Genomic DNA, 9859 nt, shown 5'->3' with positions numbered 1-9859 from the left:
AGAACAATCCCGAACAGGGCTACTGCTCATTTGTGATTCGTCCAAAGGTAGATAAGTTTAAGCAAGTCTTTAGCGAAAAACTGAAACCGGCTTAAAACCCTCATACAGCATGCTATTCTTCGCTTTTAGTGGAACGGTTTTTCTCAAAGCGTTTCTTTAGATCATCGTACACCGGTTCGGCATTCGGAACATTGGCCTTAGCCGCTTGCTTTACCGAATTGTAGTATGCCAGTGAGGATTTGTACGCCTCGCTACCGGATAGCATAACTGTATCATTCAGGGCTTGGCAGAGTTGTTCGGCTTCTCGCAGAATTTGCTTTAAGTCGTTTACTGCCTTCACGTCAATCTTCAATTCGTCTGCCGACATATAGAAGGGAATAAACTCGGGACGCGAACTTACGTAACCGGTTACTTTCTCAACAAAGGGCTGAGTACGATCACTCATCTTAGGAATCTCCTGTCGTTCTTCGGGAGTAAGCGCAATCAGCTTTCCCGCTAGTTTGGTTTGCACCTCTTTAATTTTCTGAATAGCTTCTTCCACTTCTTTAGCAGTAAGCTTCACTGATACTACGTTGTCGTTTACCATAATTATTATATGTTCTTTACTACACCAATACTAAGAATAGCAAAGCTAATCCGGGTAACTGGAAGCAACTAGTTAATTTGTGAGGCAAGCTTACGTAGGTACCCTTTACTTGAAAACGTCAGGCTACTAGATATTATGGCAATACCCAAAATAAAATTTGGCAAATAGACTTCTATACTAATTAATAGCACCTAGTTTGAAGTTATTTACCCAACGTTTGCAGTAAAAAGCACCAAACCAGAGGTTCGGAACACCAAGCTTGAAGTAAAAAGCATAAAAGTAGTACAAACGAAGTACTCCATTCGGCTTCATTGCCCAGGTGTTGGGGTGAAAAGCGTAATAACTTAGGCTTTTTACTTCGTTACTGGCTCTTTTTATCAGCAGAAAGAAGTAGCTTACTACCTAGGTGTAAAGGTCTTTACGATCTTTTACTCGGACTAATTCTACAGTTTCGTTGTAATAGTAAAAACCTATTCGGTAGTTTCTTAACTGATGCCTAACCTTCGTATCTTTAATTCCTCTACTTTCTTTTTCAAAGGCTCGGCGAGATCCTACTCTTATTTGTCCGACACTTTCATAATATCAGCCAAAGGTACTAGTTCATCATCAGTAATTGGAGTGATGATAATACTATTCATAACACAAACCTACAAAAGAGTCCGTTGATCTGCAAAAATCGCGCTTTTCATAAAACAAGAGACAGCAACTCCAGTTTCTAGGGCTAACTCGATTTCCCCTACAAGCTTAGTTAGAAGTTTCCGAAGAAAACTAATCTCCTCTTCCAGATGCTTTATTCGCTGTTCGTACCGACCTTTTTCCTGAGCAACACTATTTGCAGTAATTTTCCCTCCTGAAGTTTGCCGATTAGTAAAGAGTTCATCCTTTGAGTAGTGAATAATTTCTTCCGGTTCTACTTCTAGTATATGAGCAATATCGTACAGACGATCTACGGTATGCTTTGTTTCGCCTCGCTCCGGCTTACTATACGCTTTAATAGATATGTCTAGCTGATTGGCTAAATATTCCTGCTTACAGTCCCGTAATTCAAGGATTTTGCGAATTTTCTCTCTTTCGTCCGTAATAATAAAAAGAAACAGATTGCCAGTTTAAAGATAGGTCGTTCAGGTACGAATCTTATAGAACGATAGGATTTCAACAAGCTAGTCTATCTAGATAGTATTTAGTAGTTATAGACAAATAAAGGAGCAACTCGATTAAATTGAGTTGCTCCTTTATCTATTTTGAAGCTGGTTTACTTATTTTTACTGTATGAAACACGCGCCTCAGACACTAATATTCCCCTTCCTTATTTGGTTGATGTATAATTGTACTTCACCCAACGAGAATGTTGTTTTCAATGCCCCTTTACTACTTAGTAAATCTCCTACCGAAGTAACTCAGATATTAGGTGAACCAGATACAGTATACAATAGAACGTTCTTTGGTAAGCAGTACTTCATTCAGTATTACAATAAACACGGGATAGAGGTAAGGCACTACCAGGGTAAGATTGAGGGAGTAATTGTGAATGAACCTTATCCACTTGAGTTCAAACCAGAAACCATTACTAAGTTCGGCATTAAATACGTAGAGCCTACCAAATACGATTCATCAGCGATGATTATGTGGAAGAATATTGATGGGTTTAAAGTGATTAATTTCTACTTACGGGGAGTAAGGAAACCCGATTCAATAGAGCATAGTTATCACATCTATTTTAATATGGATACTGCTTCAATATCGTCCTAAAAAAAGATGTTATCTTCCGATAACATCTTTATAACGATTGTATTAGGTTATATTCTTACTCAATTAGATAGTTAAAGCTAATTGAAAAATCGCGTCCCATAGTGTATTGATCAAAGACAAATTCTTCCCCTCTAAAATCTATCGTTTCTTCGTACTTCGGGTTCAGCAAGTTGTTGGCTCTAACACGTACGCTCCACCGTTCGTCTATTTGTTTCTTAATACTTATGTTCAGTTCAGGACGAGGTTGCTCGTATACAAACGGTAGTGCAGTGGTAAAATATGCCAAGCGGGCCCCGAATACATTGAACACGGCGTTACCTGACCACCCGGTTTCAAAGTTATTATAGTCCAGATTAGCATTCACTACATAAGGTGACTGACCGTACATATCCCGAGTGTCATCGGCATCTGGGTCAAACTGCCGGATAGCAAATAATTCATCCTCTTCCAAACTTACTTGGGAGTATACGTAGGTGAAGTTTACCCCCACTCTAAAATCATCTAAGGCCGGTGAGATAAAGTTTAACCGTTTTCTCACTTCAAGTTCGGCGCCGACCAACTGTGCTTCATCTACATTTTCGTACTTATACTCAGGGGTTCGACCACCTGCATTGGGATTAATCGTATTCTCAATAGGGTTGTCAAACTGCTTGTAAAACAAACTAGCACTTAGGTACTCATCTCGGTTAGGGTACATCTCCCAACGCAGGTCAAAGTTATCAATTAGAGTACGGTCTAGGTTGGCATTACCAATCTGGTTGAAGTCCCCGTAGAAGGCAAAGGTTACTAACGGAGCAAACTCTCGGAAAGTAGGTCGGGCCACAGTACGTCCGTAAGATGCCCGCAAATTCATGTTTTCTACTAATTCGTAAGTGAAGTTTAGAGCGGGTAAGATATCGTTTGTCTCTAATTCGCCAGTGGTGCCATCAAATGCTTCTAATGACATATCGGTTTGTTCTAGTCTGGCTCCTCCTACTATTCTTAACTTCTCAGTCACTGGGGCATCTATCATCAAATACCCGGCGTAGACTGCCTGTTGGGCATCGTAGTTATTACCAGGCTGAGTAGATTCTTCTATATATACCGGTAAGCGATTGCCTTCATTATCAAAACCTATTTGGTTATCAGCGAGTCGGTTATCAACTAGGCCATCGTAGCTAAGAAAATCTACAGTATAGATAAATCTGCGTTCCCGGAAAGATCGGTCTCGCTCGGTATAGGCTCCTCCAAATTTTATCTTTGCTTCCCGACCGTCGGCGATATTTATTGGCAATGTGAAGTTTAATCGGCTGTCCCAGTTAGTTTCTTCCATATTTCGGAAGTATCTACCAGGACGATTCAGGTTAGGAAGAATAGTTGATCGCTCACCGTCACCATTGATTCTAATACTGTTTTGAAGGAATCGTAGATCAGGTTCATCAAGATAGGTATCGGTGTAAGATGACTGCCACTCAATCTTTAAATTATTTAGCCCAGTAACGTTGTGTTCACCTTTTAGCAAACCATTAGCCAACCCTCGTTCCGTGAATGATAGCGCTCTGTTCTGAAAGAGTAGTGTTGAGTCAGGACGAGTACGTAAGCTAAACCCCTCTTGAAGACGAGCTACATCGGTTGATGCCTGATTGTACATCACATTTAAACTAATCTTGCTATTATCGCTAGGCTTGTACGATAAATTTAGGAGACCTCCTATATTTACCTCTTCGGTAGAGGCAGCATCGTCGGAAGCAGTAATGATACTTCCGCGTATGGATGAAGCATTGCTAGGTACTCCCTCGTAACGGTTTACCTGTCCACCATCATAATAGTCGAAATTTCTCCGGTAAGTGAGTCCTAGCACAAACCCCAATGGGCGTCCAAAAAGTTCTTTTTGATTGCCCAGTGAAAAGCTTAAGCTATGATTGATTGGGGGCGCACTACGGGTAGGAGTAAACTGATTACCCTCGAAGGACCTAGCAGCTTCATTCACTGCCTCCGGCAATACATCTCTCTGAACGGGAGTAGGGAAGGTTTCGTTGGTATACTGTCCAATAATACTAGGTAACTCCCGAGTTCCGTTGTCTAACCCTATCCAGTCAAGGCTACCTCCTTCATAAGTAAGATAATCACTATTAAAAGTGGATTGACTATTAATACCGGCTGAACCTGAAACCTGTAAGGTGAAGCGATCGGGAAAATCCTTGGTTGTTACGTTTACTAAACCACCGGTAAATTCACCGGTAAGATCAGGAGTAAAGGTTTTGTAAACGATGATATTGTCAATCATATTACTCGGAAACATATCGAGCTGTACCGAATTACGGTTAGGGTCTAGACCGGGAATATCAGCACCATTTAGCACCGATTTGCTGTAGCGATCTCCTAAGCCTCGCACGTATACGTACTTTCCTCCTTCTACGGTAACGCCAGTTACTCGCTGTACTGCTGCTGCCGCATTATTATCTCCGTTGCGTGAGAACATGTCGGCCGAGATAGCATCCATCACAGCCGGGGATTTTCGTTGAATAGTAAGTAAAGCGGATTCGCTATTACGAATTACCTCAGCAGTAACTACTACTTCTTCCAGTTCTGCAGTTTCGGTGGCTAATTTTACTTCAAAAGCATTTACTTCATCAGCACCTACCTCTACTCCCTCTATAGTCTTAGGTTGATAGGATACATAAGAAACTTGAACACTGTATGCCCCAGGGGATAAGTCATTGATAGCTGCTTTACCATCTAAATCGGTTACACTACCTTGGGTAGTTCCAGCAATCACAACCGTAGCTCCAATTAGTGCTTCGCCAGTCTCTTGATCAAAAACCGAAACTCGGATGGTTCCGGTTTGAGCTACTGCATTCTCGAAATTGATTAGAAACAATAATAGCGACAAAATCCTAAGCTTACCTACCGTATTGATCTTCATCATAGTTTAATTTTTTACAAGCCATTTTATATAAGTAAAAGTAGGCCAGCACGAAGCCGACCTACTTTCTAGGCATTTATGCCTGTTTTTTATAAAAGCTACTGACTAATAACTTCCCAGGTTTTAGTCCAATTAGCGAAATAGGGCGAGGCGGCGGCTGGGTCTACCGCACCTTTGTAGTTTAGCATTTGCATTCCTTCCGGTAAAGTAGCTAGCTCCGTAGTTACAGCCTCGGCCGAAGGGGTGAATTTAGTAGCTCCAGTGCCAAAGGCCGGATCAACCAGCGCATTGTTGTCTGCTATTGCTGTTTCAAGCGTAGTTTCTGCATCAGCAGTAGACTCGTTTTGGACTGCGAAGGCATCAGCTAAGTTAGCAGGATCGGTTACTCCATTGATATTAAAGAATAAGTTCCCACTAATTACTAGTTGTCCCTCGGTTAAGCGCTCAAACGAGCTTCCTACTGCATCAGCAGCAGTACCACCAATATCGGTTCTTCGCTCAACCGCAAATGGCGCATCATGGTTGATAGCAATACTGTTGTAGATACTAGCTCCCGAGTTATCGCGAATGTTAACTGCGTTAGTCAGGTCATTGTCCCCTTCATCGTAGAAGAGAGTAAGATTTGCAAAATTAGGCAGTGAGAACGGTTCTACGGTTTCGTTAGCACCTACCCCGCCGTCAAGCTCCATGGCACTAGGATCATCACTACGTAGGGTTGCACTTGTATGCCATACGATTGCCTTTTGAACATTACCTCGGTAACCTTCATCGGTATCTAACCCATCATCACCACAGTAAGCTACTAGTAAGTTACTAGCGTTTACTGTACCACCAAAGAATTCAATACCATCATCTAGGTTCGCCCAAACTTCAATATTGTTAATGATAGTACCACTACCAACTGCACCCAGCGTCAATCCGTTAATTTCATTCTCTTCACCAATTATACTACCACCATGACGGATAGAAACATAAGTAAAAGTCCCAGAATCATCGGCATCATCTGTTCCGCCATAAACGCCGCGAGTATCTTCGGTGGGGATCCCTTCAATGTTTTTCTCACCATTAGTATCATTATTATTGCTAGTAGCATTACCAAGGATGATTACTCCTCCCCAAAGGCCTCTTTGGTCATCGGTTACCGAACCGTTTAGATCATCAGCTTCAGCAGTAAAGATAATCGGATTTTCTGCCGTTCCTGGTGCTTCGATAGTACCTCCGCGAGCTACAATCAACGCGCTAGCTCCTCCCCCTTGGCCAGGTTTTCCTTTAATGACAGTTCCTGGCTCAATCGTTAGAGTTTGTCCATCGTTAACAAATACTAATCCGTCCAAGATGTAGGTGTTATTAGCTGTCCAGGTAGTAGTCCCAACTCCTTCTGCTGAAGCAGTTACTGTAATCTCTTCACTTAAATCCGGAAGGTTAATAACTGAATCAATGATGTGGATAATACCGTTGGCAATCTGGATATCGGTAGTAAGTACCTCAGCTCCGTTCACAAATACGTTACCATCATCATCGGTAGTAATATTGATAGATGCGTCTGGGTTTAGCGTACCTACTGCCTGTCCGGCAGCAGCGATTACTTCGGCAGCTCCTAATGAATCAGGAATTACGTGACCTTGCAATACGCTAATTACTCCGTCTTGTGTTAATTCAGTAACTAACTCGGTTAGGTTGGCCACCCCGAGCTCAGTTAATAGCGCGGTAAATGCATCATTATTAGGGGCAAGAAGCGTAATTTCATCGGCATCAGCTAAGGCAGAAAACAGCCCCGTTGCTTCTAATGCATCGCTTAATACAGTTAAACTTCCTCCGTCAATGGTATCTAGTACCGCTGCGCTAACGGCGGGTGGCCCACCACCAGTAGTACCTTCAGGATTAACAGTAACTACCACATCGGCAGTAGCACTGGTCGCTTCCTGGTCGGTTACGGTTAGGGTAACAGTAGATTGTCCTTCGGCTACTCCGGTAACGGTAACTACCAGTGTACCACTTTCTTCGTCAACAGTAAGGTTGGTAGTAACTGCAGCGGTAGCCACGGCGTCATCACTACTAACTACTGAAGATGACTGAAAACCACCGGGTGTAGTTACATTGAACGAAAGGGTAACAGTAGAACCAGGATCAACGGAAGTATCACTCGGATCGGAAATCGTTGGGGGTAGAATATCAACGCCATCGTCGTCAGGATCGCAGGCGATAAAAACAGTCGCAAAAAATCCTAGCATTGCTAAGAGCGAAATTGAAAATCTCTTCATACGTGAAAAACTTTAGATTAGATTAATTAAACAGTTTCGTAGTAGATTTATGAATTACCCTGCAAAATTGGACATTGTTTATTACTCTGTGAAGAACCATATGTTAATTAATTGTTAACAAAGTTATATCAAGGTTATCGAATTGTTAAGAAGTTAAATTACTACTCAATTGGGCAACTATTCTGATAAACAGTAAGTTGAATACCTCTACTTCATGAATGATAAGTAATGATTAGCGACTAATCGCGTCTAGTTATACTACGGAATAAGTTACATCGTGTGTCTTTTCATATTCCGTGTTAGGAAGAAATCTTATTGCAAATGACCCTAACTGCTCACCTAGTCTCAAAGTAAGCTCCATTAGTCAATGGTCACCAGTCATTACTCATTAGTTATTAACCATCATCACTGATTAATTGGAACCTTCTGAAGAATCGTCTTAATAATATCGCTAGTCTTCACCCCGTCAGCCTCGGCTTCGTAATTCAATAAAATCCGATGGTTAAAAACATCATTCGCTACTTCTTTAATATCTTCGGGTAGCACATAATCGCGTTGATCAAAAAAAGCAATCGCTTTTGCAGCAATGTTTAGGTTAATACTAGCCCGAGGCGATACTCCAAACTGTATGTAGTTTGCTATATCAGCCATATTATACGCTTCTGGGTCGCGGGTGGCAAATACGAGTTCTACAATATACTTCTCTAACGATTCAGAGATGCTGACTGCGTTGATTTCATTTCTTATGGAAAAAATGTCGTCTTTAGTTAGAATTGAGTTTACTTCTCCGTTGAAAGATAGATTGGCCATACGTCGCATCACCTCTAACTCATTCTCTTTGGTAGGATAATCTACGTATACCTTCATCATAAAGCGATCTACCTGCGCTTCCGGCAATGGATATGTTCCTTCTTGGTCTACCGGATTTTGGGTAGCTAATACTAAAAACGGGCGATCTAGTGGATAAGTGGTTTCGCCAATGGTTACCTGCTTTTCCTGCATCGCCTCCAGCAAGGCTGATTGTACCTTTGCAGGTGAACGGTTTACTTCGTCGGCCAGAATTAGATTGGCGAAGATTGGACCTTTCTTTACCTCAAAATCAGAATTCTGCTGATTGTAAATCATTGTTCCAATCAAATCTGCCGGAAGTAAGTCAGGGGTAAACTGTATTCGTTTAAAGTCTAAATGCAGAACCTGCGCCAAAGTATTGACTGTGAGTGTCTTGGCTAGCCCAGGAACTCCTTCTAAAAGAATATGCCCGTTGGTAAACAGCCCTATCAATAGCCGATTGACCATATATTGCTGCCCAACCACTACTTTGCCCACTTCGTGAAAAACTTGCTGAATCTTATCTCGATGTTGTTTCTTTAATGATTCGTCGATTATTTGGTCCATGAGAGGAAATTATTCAATGGTTCGATTGTTAATTGCTTGATTATTCAATTGTTAAAAGGCTAATTGTTAATTATCACTGGTCATTAATCTCCTGTTACAAAGTTTTTAAATTTCCATTTTCCGTTCTCTAATAGTCACTGCTTTCTGTACATTGCTAATTATTCACCGTTTTAGCTGTTTTTTGTTGACGAGCGGCGACTAAATCAATAGCAAGTACTACGCCTGCCCCTAGCAGCATAAAGAGTATAGCCTGCCCTAAATAGGGTGACTGCCCCATAACTTCTTCGTATACAGCTGGAAGCACATTTTTCGTGATAAAGGGTACTTCCTCACCGCTGCTGTTCATACGGGTTGATACTACCTCCTTCCAAGGCCATATTTTATTCAATGATCCGATCATAAATCCGGCTAACAAAGCAATAGCGGTATTATAGTATCGGTCTAACAACCATGATATGAGACGAGCAAAGCTTAGTAAACCCACCACACAACCTACGGCAAATGTAGCAATGACCAGTAAATTTCGCTCGTTCAAAGCTCCTAATATGTATTCGTACTTCCCTAAAATCAGCAAAATAAAGCTTCCCGAAATACCGGGTAAAATCATAGCACAAATAGCAATTGATCCTGATAAGAAAATAAACCAGAGATCGGTAGGAGTTTGTGCGGGGGTGATTACTGTTACGGCGTAGGCAATAGCAATTCCAGCTAACCCCGCCAGAATAACTCTTCCCCTCCATTGGGTAATTTCCTTAGCTACTACGTAAGCTGCCACAATGACTAAACCGAAAAAAAACGACCAGAGTTGGATAGGATATGTATCTAGGAAATAATGGAGGACTTTCGCCAGCGTTAGGAGACTCGTCGCAATACCAGCAAAGAGCACCGCTAAAAAAGTACCGTCTATATGTTCCCAAAGTGCTTGCCAACGAAACTTCAGCGCATGTTGTAGTGCTTCGCCAT

At 41.7% G+C, this 9859-nt stretch carries 7 protein-coding genes; 1 reads left to right on the top strand and 6 read right to left on the bottom strand.

Going from position 1 to position 9859, the window contains the following annotated elements; all coding sequences use genetic code 11:
• Positions 1 to 112: 112 nt before the first annotated feature.
• Together WBA23_RS15250 and WBA23_RS15245 are read right to left on the bottom strand one after the other, a co-directional pair.
• Positions 113 to 586, bottom strand: a complete 474-nt coding sequence (locus WBA23_RS15250) for a hypothetical protein (protein WP_424583143.1) — start codon at positions 584 to 586, stop codon at positions 113 to 115.
• Between the two features lie 647 nt (positions 587 to 1233).
• Positions 1234 to 1638, bottom strand: a complete 405-nt coding sequence (locus tag WBA23_RS15245; protein ID WP_424583144.1) for a helix-turn-helix domain-containing protein — start codon at positions 1636 to 1638, stop codon at positions 1234 to 1236.
• A 217-nt stretch (positions 1639 to 1855) separates the two neighbouring features.
• Here WBA23_RS15245 and WBA23_RS15240 point away from each other — a divergent pair, with 217 nt between their 5' ends.
• Complete coding sequence (locus WBA23_RS15240) at positions 1856 to 2335, top strand: hypothetical protein (protein WP_424583142.1); 480 nt, start codon at positions 1856 to 1858, stop codon at positions 2333 to 2335.
• Positions 2336 to 2390: 55 nt separating this feature from the next.
• Here WBA23_RS15240 and WBA23_RS15235 read toward each other — a convergent pair whose 3' ends face one another.
• The 4 genes from WBA23_RS15235 to WBA23_RS15220 all read right to left on the bottom strand — a co-directional run.
• Positions 2391 to 5243 carry a TonB-dependent receptor domain-containing protein gene (locus WBA23_RS15235; protein ID WP_424583141.1) on the bottom strand — a complete coding sequence of 951 codons (2853 nt, stop codon included), beginning with the start codon at positions 5241 to 5243 and terminating at the stop codon, positions 2391 to 2393.
• Positions 5244 to 5338: 95 nt separating this feature from the next.
• Positions 5339 to 7501, bottom strand: coding sequence for a fasciclin domain-containing protein (locus WBA23_RS15230; protein ID WP_424583140.1), 2163 nt, complete (start codon positions 7499 to 7501; stop codon positions 5339 to 5341).
• Between the two features lie 405 nt (positions 7502 to 7906).
• Positions 7907 to 8896 carry an AAA family ATPase gene (locus tag WBA23_RS15225; RefSeq protein WP_424583139.1) on the bottom strand — a complete coding sequence of 330 codons (990 nt, stop codon included), beginning with the start codon at positions 8894 to 8896 and terminating at the stop codon, positions 7907 to 7909.
• A gap of 154 nt (positions 8897 to 9050) precedes the next feature.
• Positions 9051 to 9859 (bottom strand): DUF368 domain-containing protein (locus tag WBA23_RS15220; protein WP_424583138.1); only part of this gene is annotated, 809 nt, incomplete at its 5' end.

The organism is Tunicatimonas sp. (genome assembly GCF_049647865.1).
Taxonomy (GTDB): Bacteria; Bacteroidota; Bacteroidia; order Cytophagales; family Cyclobacteriaceae; genus Tunicatimonas.
The sequence above is the reverse complement of the archived record's forward strand: the minus strand, read 5'-3'. Positions and strand labels throughout refer to the sequence as shown.

Coding starts and splice junctions, on each gene's coding strand:
- WBA23_RS15250 (WP_424583143.1), bottom strand. CDS start 586: ATGGTAAACGACAACGTAGTATCAGTGAAGCTTACTGCTAAAGAAGTG.
- WBA23_RS15225 (WP_424583139.1), bottom strand. CDS start 8,896: ATGGACCAAATAATCGACGAATCATTAAAGAAACAACATCGAGATAAG.
- WBA23_RS15240 (WP_424583142.1), top strand. CDS start 1,856: ATGAAACACGCGCCTCAGACACTAATATTCCCCTTCCTTATTTGGTTG.
- WBA23_RS15230 (WP_424583140.1), bottom strand. CDS start 7,501: ATGAAGAGATTTTCAATTTCGCTCTTAGCAATGCTAGGATTTTTTGCG.
- WBA23_RS15235 (WP_424583141.1), bottom strand. CDS start 5,243: ATGATGAAGATCAATACGGTAGGTAAGCTTAGGATTTTGTCGCTATTA.